This is a genomic window from Streptomyces sp. NPDC093510, from assembly GCF_040683555.1.
Classification (GTDB): domain Bacteria; phylum Actinomycetota; class Actinomycetes; order Streptomycetales; family Streptomycetaceae; genus Streptomyces.
On the sequence record NZ_JBFBEE010000013.1, the window covers coordinates 268,826 to 291,361 of the forward strand.

Here is a 22,536-nt window from a genome sequence, read left to right on the forward strand (position 1 = left end):
GCTCTTCGCGGAGCGCTCAGTCACCCTTCTCGGAGCGCTCAGTCGGCCTTCCCGGAGCGCTCAGTCGGCCAGATCGGTCGCGGTGCGCGTGAGGTGACGGACCAGTACGTCGGCGGCGGTGTCGGCGTCACGGGCCAGGGCCGCCTCTTCCAGCCGGCGGTGCTCCTCGACGCCGTCGCGCTCGGGGTTGCGGTGCGCCGACCAGCGGCGGGCCAGCTCGCTCGCGGCCCACATGCGGTCGAACGTCTCCAGCAGGACAGGGTTGCCGCAGCCCTCCAGGAGAGTGCGGTGGAAGATCCGGTGGACCTCCGACCAGGCGCCGCTGTAGTACTCCCCCTCGCCCGGCACATACGGCGGCGTGCGGGTCAGACGGTGGTGGGCGGCTCGCACCTGGGACTCCCAGTCGACGTCGCCGCGCTCTATCGACAGGCGCAGTACGACCGGCTCGATCGTCCGACGAGCCTCCGCGATCTCCTGCCACCGACGGTCGGAGAAGGCCGGCACGGCGAACCCCCGGTTGGGCAGCCGGTCCGCGAGACCCTCGCCGACCAGCCGCACCAGCGCCTCCCGCACGACGGCCAGACTCACCCCTTGCTGCTTGGCGAGGTCCTGCGGCTTGAGGGCGTCGGCGGGGCCGAAGTCACCGCGCATGATCGCGTCGCGCAGGCGGGCGTGGACCTGCTCGGAGAGCATCTGCTTCCCCGCCGGGGCCGGGGTGGGAACCGTCTGAGTCATGCGCCCAGCATAGACGATCCAATCGATAATCGATTATCTATGTTACTGTCGATTCATCGATGGGCCGGGCTCTCCATTGCCACGGTCCGCCGCACCTCACCTGTACGGCCTGAAAGGAATGACGCGATGCGCACCAACGACCCCTTCGCCCGCCTCCCCGAGGCGGCCTCCTTCACCGCCACCAGCACGACCGTCGGCGACGGCAGCCCGTGGCCGCCCGAGCAGTTCTCTTCCGGGGTCCCCGGCGGCAAGGACATATCCCCGCAGCTGTCCTGGAGCGGCGCTCCGGAGGGCACCAAGAGCTACGCCGTCACCGTCTACGACCCCGACGCCCCCACCGGGTCCGGGTTCTGGCACTGGGCGGTCGCCGACATCCCGGCCTCCGTCACCGAGCTGGCCGAGGGCGCGGGCGACGACGCCGGCTCGGGCCTGCCCGAGGGCGCCTTCCAGCTGCCCAACGACGCCCGCGCGGCCCGCTACATGGGCGCGGCGCCGCCCGCCGGGCACGGCCCGCACCGCTACTTCGTCGTGGTGCACGCCCTCGACGTCGACTCCATCGGCGTCCCGGCCGACGCGACCCCGGCCCTCCTCGGCTTCACCATGTCCGGCCACATCCTCGGCCGCGCGGTGCTGACCGCCACCGCTGAGACGTCCGCCTGACGAGCGGCGTGTCCCGTCTCATCGACGCGACGGGGGTGCACCTCCGGCACCGTCCTGGAGCTCGAGGAGGAGGACGTGGTCCCGATGCGTGCCCGCATCGCCGAGCGCTTGCATCAGAGCGCGGAACGCGACGGCCGCTGGGAACACGTGATGAGCGAGGCCGTCGAACGGCACCTCTTCGCGCTGCTGCGGCAACCGGCCGAACCTCCTTGGGGGAGCCCGATCCCGGCCGGCACGCGCGCGATCGTGCGGAGGATCGGGGAGCCGGTCCGGACCGACGCCCGACTGATGTCCGCCTTGCGGTACGCCGGGGTGCGGCCGGGCGCGAATCGCCGTGTACGTCTTCGTGACCAGTCCCTGACCCGTACGCGTGCCGCGATCGTCGCGACCACGACAGGGGCCGCCCCCGACCATGATGGTGGTCGGGGCCGGCCTCTCGCTGGGCGGGACGGTGGGCGCGCGTGGTCTACGAGAGATCCTTGCGCATCAACGTGCACGTCGTTTCGTAGCGGCGCAGCGATCCGTCCGGGGCCTGCTCGTCCCACGAATCGGGCTGACTGCCGTATGCGACATAGCCCAGTCGTTCGTACAGCGCCCGAGCTCGGGGGTTGTTCTCCTCCACACCGAGCTCGGCCTGTCGCAGACCGCGGTTCCTGATCCGAAGCTCCGCGGATTCGACGAGGAAGGTGCCGATCCCGCAGGACTGCAATGCCGGATGGACCGCCAGCTGCCACAGAGTGCCGACACCTTCCTTGACCCGGTAGTCGACACCGCCTTTCGCCACGGGAATGTCCGTCGCAGGGCAGACCGCGAGGTATTCGACCTCGCCGAGCCGTGCACGCTCCAACTGCGTCGCGACATTGGCCAGGTGGTGTTCTGACCCCGACCACCCGCAGGCCGCGAGGTCCGCGTGCACCAAATCACGTACCGACAACTTCAACGCGACGTCGATCATTCTCACCGCCTCCGACCAGCCAGCATCCATGCCGGTCACCCGGGACGCAACGCCGTTTCCCTCCTGAACGGCAGTCAGGACGGCTGGACTTGGTCGAAGAGGGCGAGGGCTTCGGCGGGGTCCGGACTCACGAGGCGTTCCAGACCGGCCGTCGTGATCTGCGCCCATCTGCCGGCCCGTGCCCACATCTGTTCCTCGAAGGCGCGGATCGCCTCGTCCAGCTCTACAGGGCCGGTGGCTCCGGTGGCTCCGGTGGCTCCGGTGGCTCCGGTGGCTCCGGTGGCTATGGACTCGGCGAGTTCGGCGCCTTCCAGCATCGCGAGGTTCGCGCCCGCCCCGAGCGGGGGCATCAGGTGGGCGGCGTCGCCCAGCAGCGTCACCCCGGGGACATGGGTCCAGGTATGGGACACGGGCAGGACATAGAGGGGGCGGTGGACGAAGGCGTTGCCGTGGCGGAGGAGGTCGAGGACGGGAGCGGCCCAGCCGTCGAACAGAGCCAGCAGGCTCGACCGCACGGCCTCGACGTCGGCAAGGTCCAGGTTCGCGTGCCAGTCCACCGGCGCGCGGAACTGGGCGTACACCTTGACGTGGCCGCCACTGTTGCGCTGGGCGACGAGAGCTCGGTTCACGCCGTACGCAGCCACGGAACCGTCGCCGACCAGCCGGGCGAGGTCGGGGTGGCGGGCGTCGACGTCGTCGAGGGAGGTTTCGACGTAGGTGACGCCGGTGTAGTGCGGCGCGGCCGACGACACCGCGGAGCGCACCCGGGACCAGGCGCCGTCCGCGCCGACCACGAGGTCGAACGTCTCCTGTCGCCCGTCCGCGAAATGGACCAGTACGCCATCCCTGGCCCCCGGCACCACCTGCGTCACGCCCCGGCCCCACTGGACGTCGAGAGGACCGAGCAGCAGGTCACGGAGTTGCCCGCGGTCGATCTCGGGGTTGGCCCGGTCATCCGGCCGGGGTCGCCAGTCGCGCAGGACGGTCCCGTCCGCGTCCAGGATGCGCATGGCCTGCCCCTCGGGACGGGACAGCGCCAGGAACTCCGCCGACAGCCCCGCCTTGTCCAACGCGAGCTGGCCCAGCTCTTCATGCAGGTCCAGCGTGCCGCCCGGGGGCCGGGCGTCGGGGGCGGGGTCGCGTTCGAGGACGGCGACGGTGTGGCCATGGCGGTGCAGGACGCGGGCGAAGGTGAGGCCCGCGGGACCACTCCCGACCACTGCGATGCGGTGTCTCATATCGATACAGCGTATTGCTACGCTACGACGTATCGCAACAGTACGATGTCACCATGACTGTGTGGGACCGGCCGGAGCCGCCGACTCAACCCGTGCCGCTCGACCGGGAGCGGATTGTTGCCGCCGCGATCGCGCTGGCCGACGAGGGCGGCCTGGAAGCGGTGTCGTTGCGCAAGGTGGCCGCCCGCCTGGACGCCGGCCCGATGCGGCTGTACAGATTCATCTCCACCAAGGAGGAGCTGTTCGACCTCATGGTGGACGAGGTCCAGGCCGAGATCCTCCCGGAGCGACAGTCCGATGACTGGCGGGAGGCGCTGAGCAGCCTCGCCCATCGCACCAGGCAGGCCGCCCTCCGTCACGAATGGCTGGCCGACCTGCTCGGAGGCCGCCCGGCCATGGGCCCGAACGGCCTCGCCGTGACCGAGACCACGCTGGCCGCCCTCGACGGCCTCACCGACATCGACACCGTCATGCGCGCCGTGGAGACTGTCAGCGCCTACTTCATCGGCGCGATCAGACGTGAGGTCACGAACCTGCGGGCCGAGCGCGCCACGGGCCAGCCCAAGCAGGACTGGCAGCGGGCCCAAGGCCCGCGTGTGACGAGCGTGTTGGCCACGGGCCGCTTCCCCGCGCTGGCCAAGGCGGTGCACGACGGGACGGACGTGGACGCCGAGGCATCCTTCGCGACGGGCCTGGACTGGGTCCTCGACGCCGTGGCCGTCAAACTCACCCGCCCACCGACGTGACGCCTCGCCCTTGCTCTTGCTCTTGCTCTTGCCCGAGCGTCAGACCGGGGTGACCGAACGTGCCCGGTCCAGATCTGAGCGCAGTTCCTCGGTCATCTCACCCTTCTCCAGGGCGTGGAGGACTTTCACCATCACGTTGGCCAGGTCGCGAGTACCGGCGCTGAGCGTGGCGTAGCACGTGCGCCGGGCCTCGAGCTCCAGCGGGACCGTACCCACTGCTGGACGTTCTCAGCACGGGCCGGAGAGGAAGCCGGCGAGCGCCCGTCGCAGCCCACTACAGGCCCGGGTCTATCCGGGGATGCTGTCGACGTCGACGTCGACGCCGGTCAGGTCGCGGCTTGCGTCCCACAACCGAGCCGCGACGGAGGTGTCGGTGAGATGGCTCCACACCGGTTCACGTCGGGGCGTGCCGCGCAGGCTGAGGACGCGTGGCCCCCACAGCTGCCCTCCGCGCACGGTCGGGTCGAGCACTGCTCGGACCGCGGGCCATGCGCCGGCGTGCTTGCCCTGGACGAGGAGGGCGGCCGGTGCCCCGCAGAGCCGCGCACCAGCGGTCCGCACATGGACGGGCGGCCGTGACGGGGTCAGGGAGTCCAGCGCGCCGCCGGGATGGACCACCACGCTCGCCACCGTGCTGTCGACAGCGCGCAGACGCCGGTCGAGTTCGAGGCCGAAGTACATCTGCGCCAGCTTGGAGCGTCCGTACGTGCGCTTGGGCCGGTAGTCCTTGCGGGACTGCAGGTCGTCCAGGTCGAGCCGCTCGGACTTCGCGGCGAAGCTGCCCATGGTCACGATGCGGGCCGCCGGTGCGGCCGACAACAGCGGCATCAGCCAGTGGGTCAGCGCGAAGTGCCCGAGGTGGTTCGTGCCGAACATGAGCTCGTGACCGTCTCCGGTCTCCAGGCGCGGCGGGTCGTCGAGCGCGACGCCGGCGTTGTGGACCACCGCGTCGAGGCGTTCCACAGCCAGTGATTCCACCGTCGGCCCGAGCGACGAGAGGTCGGCGAGGTCCAGCCGTACGGCCCGGACCCGCGCGCCAGGGACATGTGAGCGGATCGAGCCCGCGGCGGCTTCGGCCTTCGCCGGATTCCGGCTGCCCAGTACGACAGTGGCTCCGGTCGCGGACAACTGCTCCGCGACGAAATACCCGATGCCGGCGTTGCCGCCGGTGACCAGGATGACGCTGCCATCGGCACGCGGCAGCCGTTGAACATCCCAGGGCAGGACGGAGGAGGAGGTGGACGACATGACGGCGGGGTCTCCCTTTCGTTGAAGGCGACTGCGGCTGCCCCGCAGGGCTGCTCGACGCCCACGGTTCCAGCGCTCCCCGACGCATCGCCTATGGGTCACCGACAGCCCCGCCGAACCACCGACATCCTGCCGACGCGGAGCAGCGAGGCCCGAACGGCTCTCCGCCGTCGTGACCGCGACCGCAATGACCGCGACCGCAGTGACCGCGACCGCAGACACCTCCGGCCCCGGCATCGCGGCCGGATCAGCAGGTCGAGGAGAGCACCTCACTGGTGTGCCGTATCTCTTCGGTGAGGCGGGTCGCCTCGACGACCAGGACTCCATATGGACGAGAGACATCGGCCAGCGGCAGCTCCGACCGGCCGCATTGTTCCGTCACTGCGCGGGTGCGCTCCTGGGCCTCCGCCGCGATGTCCTCAAGTTCCTTGGCCTGCTCCCGGAGGGACTCTTCTCGAAGCTCACCGAGCAGTTCCGCGGCTGTGGCGACGCTTTGCAGGTAGTCGGCGTACATGGAAAAGAACGCGTCGTCGTCGAGACCGTCCTCTTGTTCTGTCCACTGATCCAGGCTGCGGGCGAGCGAGGCCACCTGGTGCAGGCAGCGGATGAGCGCCTCGAGTACGCCGCCGTATCCGTCGAAGGAAGCGGGCATACGGTGCCGGCGCAGCATGCGCCGGGGGTTGTAGTAGAGGCTCTCCTCCGCTGTGCGGAAGCTGGCTCTGGCCTGGGTGATCAGCTCGCCGGTCTGTTCCGCCCTCTGACGCCAGGCGCGGGTGTACTCCTGGTCCACCTTGCCCGCGCGCAGGGCCGCCTGTAGGTCGCTCACCAGCGAGTACAGCCCCCTGGACAGGGAGCGCACACCGTGTTCGGCGCTGCGGTGGCGCAGGGGCGGGATCAGGGCGAGATTGACGGTGACGCCGATGCCGCAGCCGATGACGACGAGCAGGATGATCTGCCCGAGCTGGGTGACTCTCTGGCTGTCGGAGGTGGCGAGGGCGTAGGTCGAGAAGGCGAAGAACGCCGCAGTGGCGACCTGCGGCCCCTGGGGCCCGAGGGCGGGCCAGCGTCCGATGGTGAGGGCGATGAACGCGACGACCACGAAGGTCAGCAGGTCGGATCCGATCATGAATCCGAGGGCGGTGGACATGGCCACGCCGACGCTCACGGCTGCCACGTAGCGCAACGACTGCAGCAGGGACTGATAGACCGTCACCTGCATGATCAGTACGGCGGAGAACGGCGCGAAGGCCGGCATGGGCGCGTCGAGCAGATAGTAGGAGACAAGCCAGGCCAGGGTTGCCGCCAGCGTGCTCTTGATGATCAGCAGCAGGCTGTGACGCTCAGATCCGGGCGTCTGTCTGGCCCGCTGCCACCACTGCCGTAGGTGATCCGGCCAGTGCCGGAGCGAATCGGGTGCGGACTCCTGCTGTTCGGCCTCGCCGGCCACTTACCGCCTCCGTTGGTCTTTTCCGTGCGTGGTCTTTTCCGTGCGTGGTCTTTTCCGTGCGTGGTCTTTTCGGTGCGTGGTCTTTTCGGTGCGTGTCGTGCCTGCTCGTCGGCGGACTACGGACCTCGGCCGGTCGTGGGGCACTCTTTCTCAGGTCGTATCGCGGTTGAGTGGGCCCCAGTTGCCGGGCAGGTCGGTGATGATGCCGCGGGCGTCAGCGATGACGTGGTCTGCGATCCAGCCGAGCGGTTCGACGTCGATCACGAGGGGTTCGTTGTCGGGGCCGCGGGCGGCTTCGTGGCCCCGGAGGAGCCAGGGGCGTGCGCGGAGGTCCTTCACCCGGGGCAGGTGGCAGTAGTCGTACAGCCGCCGGGCAACCCAGACGTGAGCGGGCCGCTGCCCCCACCAGGTCTCGATGTCCAGGCAGTTGGCGGACAGTCCCGGCAGTTTCACCCCGGTGAGGTCGTCCGTGCTGGCCGCCTCGGGCAGATCATGCTGCGGGCCGCGGGACCAGCGCACGTACAGGCCGCGGCAGCTGGTGACGAGCCGGGTCAGCTTGTCGAGGCCGGCAAACGTCGGCAGGTTCTCGGCATCGGCATGGCTCATGGTCCCGCGGGCTCGCGTCTTCGAGGAACGGTCAGGCGGCGAGGAGGGAATCGTCCGTCACCCGGGCCCCGGGCAGCTGATGGCGTCCGGCGACGAGAGCGGCGTCGATGTCACGGGTACCGGTGGCCACGCACAGGGTGTACGCGACGTCGTCCATCCGCTGTCGCGCCTGCTCGGTACCGCTCTCGGCGTGCAGCATCCGCAGCGTCTCGTACTCCTCGATCAGGTCCTTCAGGACCACCGGGTGCGCCATGAGCATCAGAGGCCTCCCTTTCGCCACCATTCACATGGGTTGTACACGGACTCGTGTGCCCGGGCCTCAAAGGACTATGCGTCCGATCTCATGGGCGGGTTGTGTGGGGCGGTGCGGGTGCGCGGGGCCGGGGGGCCGAGCCGTTGACACATCCACGGCAGGCCCACGTGGACGTCGTACGGCTGGGTCGTTCAGTGCGCGGTGAGCCCGCCGTCGACCACCAGCTCCGCGCCGGTGACGAACGAGGAGTCGTCGCAGGCCAGGAAAAGGATCGCGGGCGCGACCTCGTCGGCGCGGCCGGCTCGGCGCATGGGAGTGCGTTGGATGTCCGGCTGCTGGTCGCCTTGGTCGTCCAGGAGGTCCTGGATCATCGGAGTGGCGATCACCCCGGGATGCACCGAGTTGATCCGTACTCCCTGCCGGGCGTACTCGACCGCGGCGGTCTTGCTCAACAGGCGCACGGCCCCCTTGGACGCCTGGTAGGCCGCAGCCGCACCGCTTCCCACCAGGCCGAGCACTGACGACGTATTGATCACCGACGCGTTGCCGTTCGCACGCAGGAGCGGCACCGCCGCCTTCATGCCGAGCCATGTGCCTTTCTGGTTCACGTCGATGACGCGGTCCCACGCCTCTTCCCGTGTGTCCTCGATACCCGGCCAGTCCACGATGCCCGCGAGGTTCACGAGCACGTCCAGCGTTCCGAACCGGTCGCGTACGACGGTGATCACTTCGTCCCACTCCCGCGCGGAGGAGACATCGAGGCGGGCAGCGACGACCTCCGCACCGCGTGCCTCGATCCGGTGGGCCAGCTCCCGCAGGGGGCCTTCGGCGACATCGGTGATCACCAGCCGGGCGCCTTCGCCGGCGAAGAGCTCGGCGGTCGCTGTGCCGAGGCCGCCGGTCGCGCCTGTGATCAGCGCGACCTTGCCGTCAAGTCGTTGTCCTGTCATGGATGCGTTCCTTAGTCCTTGGTCCTTGGTTCTCGTTGATGTTGATGTTGATGCTGACTGGCTGTTGTGTCGGGGCTTCCTGATCCGCCGACGGCGGAGTCGCACTCCGGTACAGGGCTACAGGGCGGTCATGGGCCCGGCCTTCTCTACGACTGCTACGACTGCTTCTGCTCCCGGTGGAGCACGAGGTGCTCGTGATAGAGCACTCCGTCCCGGATGTCGCCCGTGGCGGTGAAGCCGGTGTCGTCGACGTAGTCCAGGTGGCTGCCGGTCACCGTGTAGCGGCCGGTGTAGGCGCTGGCCCGCTCGCCGCGGGCTTCGTCGTACCGGCCGTCCGGCAGCAGCTCCTGCCGGATGTGCCCATCCGCGGTCACCCACACCCCGACCACGTCGACCTGCTCGCCCTGCTCGCCCTCAACGGTCCCGGCCATGGCGGACTCCTCTCCTCGTACGATGTGGTCCTTCCCGCTCCACCGAGTCTGGGCAGGTCACCGGCCATCAACCAGGACGCTTGCTGCCTGGGCATGGCACACCCAGGCAGCACACCGAGCCCTCACCTAGCCTGAACACATGGACGACAACCACCTGGGAGACTTCCTGCGCGCACGCCGCGCCGACCTGCGGCCGGAGGTCGTCGGCATGGCGAGTTACGGGCCCCGCAGAGTCGCGGGACTGCGCCGCGAGGAGGTCGCCGTCCTGGCCGGAGTCAACGCCGACTACTACACCCGCTTGGAACAAGGCCGCGAGCGCAACCCCTCACCCCAGGTGATCGACGCACTCAGCCGCGCCCTGCAGCTCGACACGGAGGCCCGCGCGCACCTGTTCCGGCTGGCCGGGGCCACGCCGAACGACCGGTTCTCCGCCCGTGCCACCGAGCAGGTGAGCCCAGCACTGCGACAGCTGATGGACGGCTACCCGAACACTCCAGCGTTCGTCATGAACCGGACCCTGGACCTCCTCGCCACGAACGCCATGGCCGATGCCCTCTACGCCCCGTTCGATCCCGCGGACAACTTGGCCCGCATGACCTTCCTCGACCCCGCGGGCCGCAACTTCTACATGGACTGGGACCGGGCAGCACAGGCCACCGTCGCCAACCTCCGCGAGGCAACCGGATTCGACCCGGACAACCCACGGCTGCGCGAGCTCGTCCGCACCCTCACCGAGGACAACGCGGACTTCAACCGCCTCTGGAACGCCCACACCGTGCGTGGCAAGACCCAGCACGCCAAACACCTCCTCCACCCGGACGTCGGCACCCTCACCCTCACCTACCAGGCTTTCGACGTACGCGACGCCCCCGGCCAGCAGCTCGTCATCTACCACGCCGAACCAGGCAGCCCCAGTGCGCAGTCCCTCAATCTGCTCGGTTCCATCCAGGCCACCCGCCGCCGACCCGCGCCCCGCCCCCACCGCTGATCAGCCGACGGAACATGGAGATCGGTCGGCAATTCGGCAATAGTGCCCGGTCGAGCCCGGTCGATTTCGCCACCGCGTGTTTCATAGCTGACGACGTTCCAGACGGTCTTCGCCCCGTCAAAAGAGGCCGGAGCGCTCACCGGCGGCAACCGCAACGACTGCACACAGTTCGAGCGGGTGATGGCAGGCATCCGCGTCGCCCGCTCCAGCCACGTCGTCGCGGACAAGGGCTACTCATCCCAGACGATCCGCGCACACCTACGGCGCCGCGGCATCAAAGCTCCGCACTTCAGCCCGGCAGGCAGCAGCGGAATCGGCAGAGCAGTTTGAGGGCGGCAGGGCTCTCCGCATCGAAGGCCGCCAACCCATGGGAAGACCGAGCTCATTGGGGTCGTCCGCATCACCGATCCCGCCAGGCACCTCAGTTCGGAGGACCAGCAGCATGCCCCCCAGACTCTCCGATCACGGCTCCGCTGACCAGGGACGGCCACGAGGCAGGAGTTTAGGAGCCGGCCTCCGACCAGTCGGCTCACAGTCCGCTCGACGGGCCACCGGTGCCGCCCCAGTCGACCCGAGGACTCGATGCCCCTGCCTGCAATGCGCGGCACGACATGGCGAGCTCGGAGTCATTACCGCAGGTGGTCGTAGTCGTAGCCCCCGCATGGAGCTTGGCGGACCGGGAGCTTGGCGGACCGACGCCGGCCGAGCCCCATCATGGTCACCCGCTGACGCGGTCAAGCGCGCCAGTCCCCCAACGGCCCCCAAAACCGATCGAGGGGCCGTTTCAGATTGCTCTGAAACGGCCCCTCGATCAACGACTCTTTCGAGTCGGGACGACAGGATTTGAACCTGCGACCCCTTGACCCCCATGAGTGTGGACCACAGTAACTACCTGCACATATCAGGCAAGACTAGGACGCAGAACGTGCGTCCCCGCGCGTGCTGTTCAGGTGCGCGAGCACCGTGTGGTCCCCAACTGGTCCCCACGGCAATGACGCAGACCGGATAGATCAGCCTCTTGAGGAGGATCCCAATCCCAGCCCGACATCTCAAGAGATCTCGTCCCGACGGGCCCTCTCGACCTTACGTTTGAGGTTCCTGATGGCCTCGTGCCACCGCCAGGAATCGCTGGTGTACCAGCCCTCTTCATCGATCGGCTGCCAGTCCGCCAGTTCCTCCAGCTGTGAAAGCACTGTGTCGGCATCGTCGTGACACCTACCTCGGTCGAGTTGAGCTGTGATGGCGTGGAGTCGGTGGGCGGCACGGTAGAGCGAGACCTGGGTGTCGGTCAGCCTGCGTACGGCGTAACCGCCGCACTTGCCGCACCAGTCGAAGTCGTCTCTCGCAAGCAGGTCAGTGACGGTCAGAAGATCGTCGTTGGTCGCGACACCGCGTTCCCTGGCGTGACGGCACAGGGGTGAGTGGCCCTTTCCTTCGATCTGCGGATCCGCGTTCGTGGTGTAGATCTGGGCTACAGCCAAAGGCCCCAGAGGAAGACCGCTACCGCGGTGCCACCTGTCAGCACTGGGTTGCATGAAAGGCGCGAGGTCCAGCCGGTCGCTCGCGAGCGTCCCCTCCCACACCGCCAAGGGCAGCATCCGCTCTCTGCCTGCGTCGAGGGTTCGCAGATCGTGCACCCCTCGCGTCAAGGCGAGCAGGCGTAGGTTGCGTGCACGATCGGCGTCGAAGTAGGTGTGGCGAACGGTCTGACGCGCACCGTCGATGCCCCCGAACTCTTCGCCGAAGTGCAGATCGTGAGCGTCTCTGCAACCACCCGTCCAGTGGCTCCCGCCCGCCTCGAGCTCGGAGCCGGCGGTCTGAGCCCACGTTCCGATCAGGCTCTCCGGAAGATCGGAGGCACCTGCGACGAGAACTCCGCTCCACCCCTGCGCAAGCCTCCTCTCCACCACGTCGTGGGGCAGGACTTCGACTCCGCCACTCACCGAGATGACAATGTAGAGCTGGTCAGGACTGCGAGTGAAGGTCCGCAGCGCGCGGATGTGTTCGGCAGTCACCGGTTGCCGGTCGAAGACCGGGGTGTCGTCGAAGACCCCGGGGCGGATTGAACTCGGCCGACCAGCTGGGGTGCGACTCGCTTCGATCGCATCGGCCTCTTCGCGGGGCGGTTCGCACGCCACGTCGCTGGACGGGGCGTGCAGCCTTTCCGCGATGAGGGCAGGAACGTCAAGCGTGAGCGTACGGCGCCCCCAGTCCGCGCCCACGACCCACGTGGCCACAACACCCTGCGTCCACGAATCCAGCCCTTCGAGCAGTCCTCCCCGCACCCCTCGTGCCGTCTCCTCAGTGGCCTCGGGCAGGCGCGCGGTGACGCGCTGCGTCGGCTTGCCCTCAGCCGATGCAGCCAGAGCGCGAGCCTGGGCCTCCCAGGAGTCGATCAGACGAGCCGCCCCAGCCAGCGCATCGTCATGACCCTTCCGGTTGCTGCGGATGCCCTGCACAAGGTAGTGAGACATGTACGAGCGAGCTGGAGACCCCACCCAACTGCTCTCGGCCGCACCCTGCCACCGACGCCACAGCGCGTTCAGCGCCGTGGAGATCTTGTCGCTGCTGCCCAGTACCGCGAAGGCCGGGTCCTCTCCGGAAAGCCGGGGCCGCTCCATCGTTGCCGCCGCCGCAGCCACGAGCAGTCCCGCCGGCTCGACGAACAGGGCCGCCTGAGAGCGCAAGGTCTCCAGGAACTCCGCCTTCGTCTCCAACGCCCGCTGCGCCCAGTCCTCAAGCCAGAGGAAGGAGGCGAGGATTGACTGTGCCCGGTGCAGGCTCTCCGCCGCCCTGTGCCAGTAGGAGAAGACCAGCCCCTGCAGGCGCTCCGCGTCCTCGCGCGCGTCCTCCCCGTCGTCATCCGTCGCCTCCGCATCCGAACGCAGGACTTCAGCGGCAGCTTCTACCTCTTCCTGTGTCCAGCACTCGTCCTCGTCAGGTTCGGTGTAGGACTGCAGCTGATGGAGCAGGCCCACTCCGCCGAGTGCCCGGAGGAACATCCCCAGCGCGGTCGTCGGCCGTGCCCACGATCCCCACTCCGTGCAGCGAGAGCACAGCCGCCCCATCACCTCCGCGTCCAAAGCGACCTGTGCGGTCTTCACGTCAGACGTACGAAGCTGCCCACATGCTCTGGCAACGTGCAGTCTGGCGTTTTTCCCCCGGGCCGAGTACAGCGTGATCCGCGTGCCCTCAAACGGTCCGAGCGGCACATCAGCCAACAAGTATTCCTGCATGAACCTCCCCCAATCCTCCGCTTCGCCAGCTTAGAGCCGAGGACTGACACACATCGCTGCATACGCGGGACTCGGCTCTCTCACCGCCGAGGCCAAAGCCGCTGGTACTCAACTCGCTGCCTCCACATGCGCGCAAGCGGCACAAACCTGCGTGCACGTGGCACTGGTCCCCAGGCGTGGTCCCCAAGTGATGGCACACGCAAGGTAGACAAGGCTGCGATGCGACCGACTGTCGGCGTGCACTGGTCGGCTGCTTAGGGTCGCGGTACCCGAGCTGGAGAGGCAGTTGCATGGCCCACGAGATTGTGATCGCGCAGACAACCAGTGACGACGAGGATCAAGCGAAGGCGCTGGCCCGGGGCGCGGTCGAGAGCAAGCTGGCAGCGGGCGTTCACATTGATGCGCCGATCACCGCCTTCTACTGGTGGAAGGGGGAGGTCGAGACAGCGCAGGAGTGGCGGATCTCGTACATGACTACTACGGACCGTCTCCCGGCACTGGAGGCGTGACTGCACGAGAAGCATCCGTATGACGTCCCCAGTGGATCACGCTGCCCGTGACCGGAGGGTCGCAGGCGTACCTGTCCTGGGTGGTCGAGGAGGCTCATCCGCAGTACCCCCCCCCCGGCACCTCACCGTCACCGAGCCTGCGCGCCATGATGGCTCACGACGCGAACGCCAGCAGGTGGCCGGCCAGGTCGCACTCCGTGTCAGGGAGCCAGGCAGCGATGCCCTGCGCCCGCTGACGTCCCATGGTGTTCGGCTTTGACTCCACTGCTGCTGCGAACTGGCGCGCGACGTAGACCCCGCGGTCTACGTCGCCGCCGCGCAGAAGCGCCGACGCCAGGGCCCCGAGCACCACGACTCCAGAGTCAGGCAGTTCCTTACCGAGGCGCTCGACGCGGAGTCAGCTGTAACCGTCAGCTCTTGGCGCTTGAGTTCGCCGTATACCGAAAGCGCCAGTGAGTCCATCCGGTACGGCGTCACGAATCGGACCCACGCCTGCTCACTCGTGTGATTCGCGAAGTCATACGCGAATCTCGCCTGCTCCAAGGCCCGAAGAGCGCCGGCATCGGTGAACGCGCTGCACCGGCGCGAAGCCGGGCAGAACAGCCCAGCAACCCATGACCGCTTCTATGTGCTGGCCGACCACCGGGTGCAGAACCGAGCCGCTGAAGTCATCGCGGCAGACGCCGAGGACGCGGCCCGGCGCGCCACCGCCTGCGTGGTCGCGCCGCTGCGTGCCACAGGCGATCCAGCGGACCGGCCCACGGTGGTGGCCGACTGCCAGGACGACAGGCATGGCCCGGTCGCCGGTGTGGACGGCCGCTGCGCCGCGTCGTTTCTGATGTGTCTGGGCTGTGCCAACGCCCGTATCCACCCGGGCCATCACGCCCGCCTCGCATTGCTGCACCGTGCGCTGGGCAATCTGCGCTCGGTCCTGTCAGTGCCGGTGTGGGAGAGCGAGTGGGCCCAGGCCCATGCCCGGCTGGAGGACCTCAGGGCGACCCTCGGAGACGGGCTGTGGCGGCAGGCGTTGCATGCGGTTGGTGACGAGGATCGGGCTCTCGTTGTTCTCCTACTTGCGGGGGTGCTCGAAGGGTGAATCCTGCTGTCGAGGCTGACGCCTACCTGATCCCAGAGCCGGTACCCGACTCACCGATCGTCCTCGCCCAGCATGTTCGGCCCGTGCATGCGCACCTCAACGGCCGGTACCTGGACCCCGTCTGGCCGCTCGCGGCGCTCACGGAGAACCCCAACCGGGCCCTGGAACAGATCCACTGGCGGCGTTGCCCTGCGGCATTTCAGCCCGAGATCCGCCGCACGGCCTGGACGCTGATCAACGGAGAACTGCGGCCCAGCTTCCTCTTCGGGCGCGGCACCCGGTTTCGGGCCCGCACCAGCCTGTCCAAGGTCAAAGAGACCGTGCAGCAGTGGACGCACCTGGCCGACCCCGGGCTGAGCCGCGACCGCATCGCCGACATCCTCATCTCCCTCACCCGTCTGTGGGCATACGACCAGCTCAGCGTCCGCCCGAGTGGAGTTGCCCGGCCGCCCTGGGACGAGCACGCAGTCGACGACTACCTGCCTGTGACCCCGGCTTCCAGCGGCGGGGAGAACGAAACCGAGCCACTGGCCGAGCAGACGATGGGGCCCTTGCTGGTGTGGGCGCTACGCATGGTCGAAGACTTCGCCGAGGACATCCTCGCGGGGCATTCCGAGACTCAGCGGCTGGCCCAGGCGGCCCGCACCAATCCCACCACTGCCCACGGGCTGGCTGCCCTGCATGCCTACTTCGAGCCGTTCGTCACCGGCAATACGCCCGTCCCGGCAACGGTGAACCAGGGCCGCTCCGGTTCCGCCCGTGCCTACGTCGGGGGTATCACCGGCGCCTCCCGCCACCAGGTTGCCCTGTATGCGGAGCGCACCGGACTCGTTGCCGCCGCCTCCCGTCGACCCGGCCCCTGCCCAGTGTCCATTCCCGTCCACGGCCGGATTGGCGAGCGCCCCTGGCGGGCAGTGATCGACTTCAACGAAACCGGCAGACTGCTACGCCACTTGGTCACCGCGTGCTTCGTCGTGATCGCCTACCTCACCGGCATGCGCCCCGGCGAAGTCCTCGGCCTGCGCACCGGCTGCTGCCCGCCTTCGGGTGACGCCGAGAGCCCCCGCTGGCACCGTATTCACAGCCGCGCCTATAAGAGTGCCGTCGACGACCACGGCAGCCATCTCTCCGCCGGCGTCGAACGCGACGTGCCCTGGGTGGCCCATCGCTCCCGTGGTGAGTGCCATCCGCGTCCTGGAACGCCTGGCACCCGACGGTAAGTTCCTGTTCAGTCATGCCGTGCACAACGGAACCTCCCGCATCGATCACGGTGTCCTGCGGCCGAGCGCCCCCGCCGTCCGCATCGAGGACTTCGTCGCCTGGGTCAACCGCGAGGCCACCGCGCTCGGTCTGCCCGAGCAGGCCATTGAGGCCGACCCTATGGGACGCATCGGCACCCAGCGTTTTCGTCGCACGCTCGCTTGTGCACGCTCGGTCAGTGACCAAGTAGCTGTACGGTCCGCGGGTGTTGAGACAAGGAACCTGGTCAGTCCATTACAGCTCGCGGGACTTGCCGCAGCCTGAGCCGCAGCCCTGGCACCTGCGGATTTCCCCGGACGAGTGGGAGTTGTGGCTCGATGACCTGGGCATTCCTGATGGCACGCCGTACCTGTTGTCGCCGCGCTTCGTCTACGACGCGGACCTGAACTCGTACTTCCATCGGGTGAACCTCTTGGAGGGCCCACTGAACAGTCAGATCAACCGGGCGTCGGCCCTCTGCAGGAAGCTGAACTTCCTGCACCAGAGCCGGAGCGGGAAGAACTGGCGGGACGCGACCGAGGCCGATCACACGGCCTACCACTACTGGCGGCGCCTTGATCCCCGCGGGCCTCGGGTCGACGGGGATACATGGAGCCAAGAGGTCTCCCATCTGCAGCAGTTCTACGTCTACGCAAAGCGCAAGCAGTGGGTGTCGGAAGTGCCGATCCCGCAGCGGCCGCGACGCGACGGGAAGGCCGAGCAGAAGGGAAACAGGCACCGCTCGAAGCCGGTGGACACCGGGGAGACGGTGCCAGCGACTTACGCTCACGACACAGGTGGCGAGGTGATCGAGTGGCTTCCCGCACCGTCTTACCGACGATGGCGGGACGTGGGAGTCCTCGGCTATGACCGAGAGGGCCTGCCCCGGGACAACTTCCGCGGCCGGTGGGCGTCGCGCAACGGGACCTTCACTGACTCCACGGTCCGCACCGGCCTGCGGCTGGAAGAGCAGGCCAGCCGTCTGATCACGGAAGTGCCGACCGGACCCGGCCCGGCCGGCTACAGCAAGTCCTGGCTGCCCAAGGCGATCGCGAAACGGAACTCCGCGCGATGGGTCTACGAGCCGGCCTCGGTCCGGCGGGACCTGTCGGCCTACGCGGCCGAGGACCGGCAGTGCGTCATCGAGGAGGCCCGCGATGCAGGCCGCTACCGCAAGATCCGACGGCCGATCGTGATCGCCGATCCGCAGAGGCCGCACCTGGCCCAGTACACGAGCGGTATCCACCGCAGCGAGAGGATCGACGTCCGACTGCTCGGCCCGCGCGAGCGTCGGCGGCTACTGGTCGACACCGAACAGGGCCTGGAGCCCGCGATGTTCTGGCTCGGCGAGAGCGGGATGCCGCTGACCTTGTCGGCATGGAAGGACATGTTCACCACAGCCAACCAGCGGTGCGAAGAGCAGGGCCTGGATCTCTTTGCACACGCCCACCTGCTGAGACACACATTTGCCGTCATCACCCTCGAACAGCTCCAGCGCGGGCACATCGCCGCACTCGGCGCTATGAACCCGGCCCAACGGCTGCACTACCAGCGGATCTTCGGCGACCCCATGGACTGGGTCCGCCGCAGACTCGGACACGCCTCGCAGCTGTCGACCTTGCTCTATCTGCACGCCCTGCAGGAACTGGAGATGGAGACCCGCATGGCCCTGGTCCCCGATACCTGGGAGGACCCCCGCGACACCCCGGCCGCGGCCCTGGGCGACGAGAAGCCCCCGCAGGACCTGCCCGGGGAGAAGGAGACGACGCTGTGACCCGCCAGGGCCGGGGCAGCACCGGGCAGGGCCGCCGGTCAGCTCTGCCAGCCGCGGACTACAAGGCCCCAGCGCTCGTTCACGAAGGGGCATCGGGGGGACTCGTCGTCGACTTCCACGGCGAGGACGGCCGGCGGGGCACATTCGATGTCGGCAAGCTGCCGCTGCCCGGGTGGCATCCCCTCCTCGCCGAGGCATTCGCGATGCGGACCGGCCCTGGCGGCGGACTTCGCACCCTCTCCGGAGCCCAGAACAGGTGGTTGCCCCTGCGGCGATGGACGGACTTCCTGGCCTCGCTGGACCCTCAGCCTGTGGTGCCGGCACAACTCACGCGCTATCACGTCAACGCCTTCCATACCCGCACGGATTCTGCGGCGGGCACGCGGCAGAGGGACATGGCAGAACTGCAGGTGTTGTTCGGGCAGGAGAAGATCCGGGACCAGATCCCCATGGAGGCTCGCGACGCGTTCGCGAGGCGCCTTCCCGGGCCCAGGACGAATCCGGAGGGCGGATACTCGGCCGGCGAACTGGACCGCCTGACTGCCGCTGCACGGGAGGACACCGCCCGGATCGTCCGACGCATCCGCACCGGCGAGGAGTTGGTACGCCGACAGCAGGACGAACCTGAGGGCATCCCTCCACAGCAGCAACAGCTGGCCCAGGTACTTGCGGAAATGGCTGAGACCGGGGAAGTCCCCCCGGGCACGGGGATTGATCAATGGCGGGAACGGCGCGAACTCGCTGCCCACCTGTTCCTGACCTGGAGCGACCTGCCTCCGTTGATGGCCCTCCTCGCCATCGCGACGGAACGGAACGGCGAGACACTCAAGGAATTGCCCGCCCGTCACCGGCTCCTCGAGAACCGGGCGGTCGAGGTTCGCCTGGTGAAACGGCGCCGCGGAGCTGACCGCTGGTTCGAGACCGTGACCTGGGAGATCGGCACCGAAGGGCGCGAGCTGCACACACCCGGCGGTCTCTACCTCCTCCTGCTTGAACTGACCGCTCGCAGCCGGGCGTTCTGCGGCTCACCGTCCGCGCTCTGCGTGTGGCGCAACGGCCACCGCGTTCACGCGAGGGGGACGAGACACGAGCACTACGCACCGTTCGAAGCGGACCTGCGGGCCGGCGGACAGCTGCAGCTGAGCACATGGGCGGCGACGCGCACGAAACCCGTCCTGGCCGACCCGCCTGCACCGACCGAGCGGGCGAAGGGGCAGGAGAACGCCCTCCCCTCCGTCGAGATGCCGCTTCAAGTGACCTTCAACAAGATCAAGACCAGCGTCGATGCCCGACGGACCCGCCAGCTGGGTGGCCACCTGCCGTCCTCGGCGAAGAGCAACACGGCCCAGGTGCTCTACACCCCCACCGTCATCCCGAGCGGCAGCACACCGGACCAGCTGACAGGATCCGGCCTGGCTCCAGGAACCGCGCACGACCTGGCCCATGGGCACCTCGACACGGCTTGGAGTGCCTGCGGGGACTTCCAGCATCACCCGGAGACCGGCAAGCCCTGCGGCGACTCGTTCCTGCTCTGCTTCCTCTGCGGCAACTGCCTGATCACCCAAGATCACCTACCGCGTCTGCTGGCTCTCCTCGACACCCTGGGACGTCTGCGGCAACGGATGAGCGAGGAGGAGTGGTGGAAGCGCTACGGCCTCGTCTGGGTCGCTGTCCGCCGCGATGTCCTCGGCAAGTTCACCCCGGCACAAGTCGCCCAGGCACAGAAGGAACAGGTCCCCGACGCCCTCCTCGATCTTGTCGAAGCACCCTGGGAGACGCCATGAACAACCTCATGGGCGCGGGCATCCACGACGCGCTGCGGCAGAGCGAGAACACCTACGTCCTGGCCGGACGCCCGTTGCGGCCGGGCAGCCGCCTGGAGGACACCACGCGCTTCAGCGACGATGTCTGGCGCCTGGCGCCAGCGATCGTTCAGGTCCAGGAGCGGACAGTAGTGCTCAACTTCCCCACGATCCCGGCGCGATTCCGCCCCGCCGCCAAACGCTTATTCTATGCCCTGCTCTGCCTGGAGCTGGAATCGCCGCCTGGCGAGGACCGCCCCGCGATCGCCTCGGTCCGCACCGCTTTCGGCGAAATGAAGCGCCTTCTGACTTGGATCGACGCCCGATGGCCCGCCGACCGAATCGAGCTGTCCGCCATCTCGCCCGCCGACCTGGACCGCTACAACCAACACCTGCTGAGCCTCTTCCCTCACCAGGACGGAGCCCGGGAAGCGGCTCGAGCCGCAGTACGACTTCTCTGGCGTTGGCGCATTCACCTCGGGAATGACCAGCTCCGATTCGATCCGCTGCATCTCGATGGATGGGGTGAGAAACGAACCCAACGTGGTCGGGAGAACGGGACCGACCGCCTCCCCGAAGACGTTCTGGGTCCCTTGCTGGTCTGGGCACTGCGATTCATCAACGACTTCGCTCCGGACATCCTCGAAGCGGACCGCAGATGGTGCGAGAGCCGAGCCGCTGGCACGGGACGAGTGACCAGCCACCGGATCGACGAACGGCTGAAGCAGCTTCTTGATAAACACCTCGCGGCACGTCGGCCCCTGCCCGGCTACCAAGGCCAGATCAACACCAGCCATCTCGCCGCCACGCTGAAATGCCACCGCCGAGAAATCAGCAAACGCCGCGAGGTCATCGACGCGGTCGCCGCTGTCGTCGGCGTTGCGGATGCCGCCTTCGTCGACGAAGGCGTCCAGGGCACCCTGGACGGCCGCCCCTGGATCAGGGCAGTCACCATCCACCACACGCTGCCCACCAGCCTGGCCGCGCTCGCACGCCATCTGCAGACAGCCTGCTACATCGTGATCGCCTTTCTCAGCGGCATGCGGGACAGCGAGGTCAAACACATCAAGCGCGGCTGCGTCGAGGCCAAACGCGACGAGGACGGCAACACTTACCGCTGGCGCGTACACAGCCGAGCGTTCAAGGGCGAAGAGGACGCAGAAGGTGTCGAGGCGACATGGACCGTCTGCCACCCCGTCGTTCGCGCAATCCGGGTGCTCGAACAGTTGCAGCCCGCCAGTCAGAACTACCTCATGGGTGCCCTCCTCCACGGATCAGGTCAGCCGAAGAGAGCCGGCGTTGATCGAGCCGTCGGCGTCGGCGCCACCAACCAGAACCTCAATCTCTTCGCCGCCTTCGTCAACGAGCTCTGCACGGAGCGGGGACGCACCGACACCATCGCAGCTGGCCAGGCCCATGCAGTTCGACTCAAGACGAGAGTCTTCAGACGAACTCTGGCTTGGTTCATTGCGCGACACCCCGGCGGAGTCATCGCTGGGGCCCTGCAATATCGGCATCAATCAATCCAAATGTTCGAAGGATATGCGGGGACCAGCGACTCCGGTTTCCGGGCCGAGGTCGAAAGCGAGCAGGCCATCGCCCGGGGCGAGGGCTACATGGAGATGATCGAAGCCCACCAGCACCTCGACCTCGCAGGCCCCTCGGCCGAAGAAGCCGCCCGGCGGCTGCAGGATTTCGGCGAGCGCGCGCAGTTCCAGGGCCAGGTCGCCCTGGACAAGCACCGGCTGAAAAGGATCATGAAACGACACGATCCCGCGGTCTACCCCGGCGAATACATCACCTGCGTCAACGACCCGGCCAAGGCCCTCTGCGAGAAGGCCCGGCGCGGCAACAGCGAGGGACTTCCCTCGCACGGCGGCTGCCTGCCCCTGGCCTGCCGCAACGTCGTGCTGACCGCCGAGAACACTGCTGCCTGGCAACGAGAGATCGCCCGCATCGACAAACGGCTCGCCTCCCGACCGGCCCTGGCTCCCCGCCTCCGGCAGCGACTCCAGCACCGTCGGGCCGAGGTCGTGGAATTCCTGACGGGCAACGGACAGGAGGCCGTCCCCGCATGACCCGCCGAGTCCCCGACCTGCCCGAGGCACTGGTCCGCAAGCACCTCCAAGAGGTGCTGGCAAGCTGCCGCGAGACCAACACCGCCCCCAGCGTCCTCATGCTGGCCCGCCGGCTCGGCCTGACCAACACCACCTTCCGCCGGCGCTACCCCGAGATCGCCCGAGAGATCGCAGATCACCGAGCCGCCCCCACCACCTTGCGCAGCGGACCGACCGAGCACGACAGGCTCGTCGCCCGCAATGCGAAGCTCCGCCGCCGCAACCGCGAGTTGACCGCTCAGCTCGCCCTTGCAGCGGCTCAGGTCCAGCACCTCGCCCTGGCGAACAAGCGACTGACGGAAGCCCTCGAGGCTCAGAGCAACATCACCCGCATCGATGGGCGAGGACGCCAGAGGTGAGCCGCGAACCAGGTCAGCGCGCGCCACCTAAGGCTTGTCCCGCAATGATCTCGAGTCGGTGTAGACGCGGTGGCATCCGTGGTCGGCGCACGCGCTTCTGGCCGATGTCGGTCCGGAGGTGTCGCACTCGGGCGCCGTGCCATGACC

Annotated in this window: 22 protein-coding genes and 4 pseudogenes; 13 read left to right on the forward strand and 13 right to left on the reverse strand. The window is 68.2% G+C overall.

What is annotated here, in order from left to right; translation table 11 throughout:
* Positions 1 to 60: 60 nt before the first annotated feature.
* Positions 61 to 735: a GntR family transcriptional regulator gene (locus AB0N81_RS22605; protein WP_365361013.1), complete on the reverse strand. Its 675-nt coding sequence runs from the start codon at positions 733 to 735 to the stop codon at positions 61 to 63.
* A gap of 126 nt (positions 736 to 861) precedes the next feature.
* Between AB0N81_RS22605 and AB0N81_RS22610 the strand changes: the two genes are divergently transcribed.
* Both AB0N81_RS22610 and AB0N81_RS22615 read left to right on the forward strand, forming a co-directional pair.
* Positions 862 to 1,395 carry a YbhB/YbcL family Raf kinase inhibitor-like protein gene (locus AB0N81_RS22610; RefSeq protein WP_365361015.1) on the forward strand — a complete coding sequence of 178 codons (534 nt, stop codon included), beginning with the start codon at positions 862 to 864 and terminating at the stop codon, positions 1,393 to 1,395.
* 8 nt (positions 1,396 to 1,403) lie between these two features.
* Positions 1,404 to 1,722, forward strand: a pseudogene (locus AB0N81_RS22615) (iron dependent repressor, metal binding and dimerization domain protein); the annotation flags it as partial.
* Between the two features lie 139 nt (positions 1,723 to 1,861).
* Here AB0N81_RS22615 and AB0N81_RS22620 read toward each other — a convergent pair.
* Together AB0N81_RS22620 and AB0N81_RS22625 are read right to left on the reverse strand one after the other, a co-directional pair.
* The gene (locus AB0N81_RS22620; protein WP_365361100.1) at positions 1,862 to 2,350 is read right to left on the reverse strand and encodes an N-acetyltransferase; all 489 of its coding nucleotides are present in this window, start codon (positions 2,348 to 2,350) and stop codon (positions 1,862 to 1,864) included.
* A gap of 74 nt (positions 2,351 to 2,424) precedes the next feature.
* On the reverse strand, positions 2,425 to 3,588 hold the full coding sequence (locus AB0N81_RS22625; protein WP_365361017.1) for an NAD(P)/FAD-dependent oxidoreductase: 1,164 nt from the start codon (positions 3,586 to 3,588) through the stop codon (positions 2,425 to 2,427).
* Positions 3,589 to 3,641: 53 nt separating this feature from the next.
* Here AB0N81_RS22625 and AB0N81_RS22630 point away from each other — a divergent pair, with 53 nt between their 5' ends.
* Positions 3,642 to 4,334 carry a TetR/AcrR family transcriptional regulator gene (locus tag AB0N81_RS22630; RefSeq protein ID WP_365361019.1) on the forward strand — a complete coding sequence of 231 codons (693 nt, stop codon included), beginning with the start codon at positions 3,642 to 3,644 and terminating at the stop codon, positions 4,332 to 4,334.
* 39 nt (positions 4,335 to 4,373) lie between these two features.
* On the opposite strand, the gene AB0N81_RS22635 is transcribed toward AB0N81_RS22630, so the two are convergent.
* The 7 genes from AB0N81_RS22635 to AB0N81_RS22665 all read right to left on the reverse strand — a co-directional run bounded on the left by AB0N81_RS22635 (position 4,374) and on the right by AB0N81_RS22665 (position 9,269).
* Positions 4,374 to 4,550: a hypothetical protein gene (locus tag AB0N81_RS22635; RefSeq protein ID WP_365361021.1), complete on the reverse strand. Its 177-nt coding sequence runs from the start codon at positions 4,548 to 4,550 to the stop codon at positions 4,374 to 4,376.
* Between the two features lie 72 nt (positions 4,551 to 4,622).
* On the reverse strand, positions 4,623 to 5,582 hold the full coding sequence (locus AB0N81_RS22640; protein ID WP_365361023.1) for an SDR family NAD(P)-dependent oxidoreductase: 960 nt from the start codon (positions 5,580 to 5,582) through the stop codon (positions 4,623 to 4,625).
* Between the two features lie 247 nt (positions 5,583 to 5,829).
* Positions 5,830 to 7,029 (reverse strand): aromatic acid exporter family protein, encoded by a 1,200-nt coding sequence (locus AB0N81_RS22645; protein ID WP_365361025.1) that lies wholly within the window; start codon positions 7,027 to 7,029, stop codon positions 5,830 to 5,832.
* 150 nt (positions 7,030 to 7,179) lie between these two features.
* Positions 7,180 to 7,635, reverse strand: coding sequence for a DUF6098 family protein (locus AB0N81_RS22650; RefSeq protein WP_365361027.1), 456 nt, complete (start codon positions 7,633 to 7,635; stop codon positions 7,180 to 7,182).
* A gap of 31 nt (positions 7,636 to 7,666) precedes the next feature.
* Entirely contained in the window at positions 7,667 to 7,894 is a 228-nt protein-coding gene (locus tag AB0N81_RS22655; protein WP_365361029.1) for a DUF5133 domain-containing protein, read from the reverse strand.
* A 185-nt stretch (positions 7,895 to 8,079) separates the two neighbouring features.
* A complete protein-coding gene (locus AB0N81_RS22660) occupies positions 8,080 to 8,838 on the reverse strand; it encodes a glucose 1-dehydrogenase (RefSeq protein WP_365361031.1) in 759 nt (252 codons plus the stop codon).
* Between the two features lie 155 nt (positions 8,839 to 8,993).
* Complete coding sequence (locus AB0N81_RS22665) at positions 8,994 to 9,269, reverse strand: Atu4866 domain-containing protein (protein WP_365361033.1); 276 nt, start codon at positions 9,267 to 9,269, stop codon at positions 8,994 to 8,996.
* Positions 9,270 to 9,408: 139 nt separating this feature from the next.
* Here AB0N81_RS22665 and AB0N81_RS22670 point away from each other — a divergent pair, with 139 nt between their 5' ends.
* Together AB0N81_RS22670 and AB0N81_RS22675 are read left to right on the forward strand one after the other, a co-directional pair.
* A complete protein-coding gene (locus AB0N81_RS22670) occupies positions 9,409 to 10,257 on the forward strand; it encodes a helix-turn-helix transcriptional regulator (protein WP_365361035.1) in 849 nt (282 codons plus the stop codon).
* Between the two features lie 135 nt (positions 10,258 to 10,392).
* Positions 10,393 to 10,539: pseudogene (locus AB0N81_RS22675) on the forward strand (transposase); the annotation flags it as partial.
* Positions 10,540 to 10,784: 245 nt separating this feature from the next.
* Here the strand turns inward: AB0N81_RS22675 and AB0N81_RS22680 are convergent.
* Both AB0N81_RS22680 and AB0N81_RS22685 read right to left on the reverse strand, forming a co-directional pair.
* Positions 10,785 to 10,880: pseudogene (locus tag AB0N81_RS22680) on the reverse strand (IS5/IS1182 family transposase); the annotation flags it as partial.
* A gap of 426 nt (positions 10,881 to 11,306) precedes the next feature.
* Positions 11,307 to 13,493, reverse strand: a complete 2,187-nt coding sequence (locus AB0N81_RS22685) for a hypothetical protein (RefSeq protein ID WP_365361037.1) — start codon at positions 13,491 to 13,493, stop codon at positions 11,307 to 11,309.
* 290 nt (positions 13,494 to 13,783) lie between these two features.
* On the opposite strand from AB0N81_RS22685, the pseudogene cutA reads away from it, so the two are divergent.
* Positions 13,784 to 14,094, forward strand: a pseudogene (cutA, locus tag AB0N81_RS22690) (divalent-cation tolerance protein CutA); the annotation flags it as partial.
* A 62-nt stretch (positions 14,095 to 14,156) separates the two neighbouring features.
* On the opposite strand, the gene AB0N81_RS22695 reads toward cutA, so the two are convergent.
* Positions 14,157 to 14,354 (reverse strand): hypothetical protein, encoded by a 198-nt coding sequence (locus tag AB0N81_RS22695; RefSeq protein WP_365361108.1) that lies wholly within the window; start codon positions 14,352 to 14,354, stop codon positions 14,157 to 14,159.
* Positions 14,355 to 14,567: 213 nt separating this feature from the next.
* Between AB0N81_RS22695 and AB0N81_RS22700 the strand changes: the two genes are divergently transcribed.
* The 7 genes from AB0N81_RS22700 to AB0N81_RS22730 all read left to right on the forward strand — a co-directional run bounded on the left by AB0N81_RS22700 (position 14,568) and on the right by AB0N81_RS22730 (position 22,389).
* Positions 14,568 to 15,098 carry a hypothetical protein gene (locus tag AB0N81_RS22700; protein WP_365361039.1) on the forward strand — a complete coding sequence of 177 codons (531 nt, stop codon included), beginning with the start codon at positions 14,568 to 14,570 and terminating at the stop codon, positions 15,096 to 15,098.
* Between the two features lie 83 nt (positions 15,099 to 15,181).
* Positions 15,182 to 16,318 (forward strand): hypothetical protein, encoded by a 1,137-nt coding sequence (locus AB0N81_RS22705; protein WP_365361041.1) that lies wholly within the window; start codon positions 15,182 to 15,184, stop codon positions 16,316 to 16,318.
* On the forward strand, positions 16,275 to 16,622 hold the full coding sequence (locus AB0N81_RS22710; RefSeq protein WP_365361043.1) for a hypothetical protein: 348 nt from the start codon (positions 16,275 to 16,277) through the stop codon (positions 16,620 to 16,622). The genes AB0N81_RS22705 and AB0N81_RS22710 overlap by 44 nt, the downstream gene beginning before the upstream one ends.
* Entirely contained in the window at positions 16,609 to 18,111 is a 1,503-nt protein-coding gene (locus tag AB0N81_RS22715) for an integrase (RefSeq protein ID WP_365361045.1), read from the forward strand. Before AB0N81_RS22710 ends, AB0N81_RS22715 begins: the two co-directional genes overlap by 14 nt.
* Entirely contained in the window at positions 18,108 to 19,895 is a 1,788-nt protein-coding gene (locus tag AB0N81_RS22720; protein WP_365361047.1) for a hypothetical protein, read from the forward strand. The genes AB0N81_RS22715 and AB0N81_RS22720 overlap by 4 nt, the downstream gene beginning before the upstream one ends.
* On the forward strand, positions 19,892 to 21,991 hold the full coding sequence (locus tag AB0N81_RS22725) for a hypothetical protein (RefSeq protein WP_365361049.1): 2,100 nt from the start codon (positions 19,892 to 19,894) through the stop codon (positions 21,989 to 21,991). Before AB0N81_RS22720 ends, AB0N81_RS22725 begins: the two co-directional genes overlap by 4 nt.
* Complete coding sequence (locus AB0N81_RS22730; protein WP_365361051.1) at positions 21,988 to 22,389, forward strand: hypothetical protein; 402 nt, start codon at positions 21,988 to 21,990, stop codon at positions 22,387 to 22,389. The genes AB0N81_RS22725 and AB0N81_RS22730 overlap by 4 nt, the downstream gene beginning before the upstream one ends.
* Positions 22,390 to 22,536 lie beyond the last annotated feature (147 nt).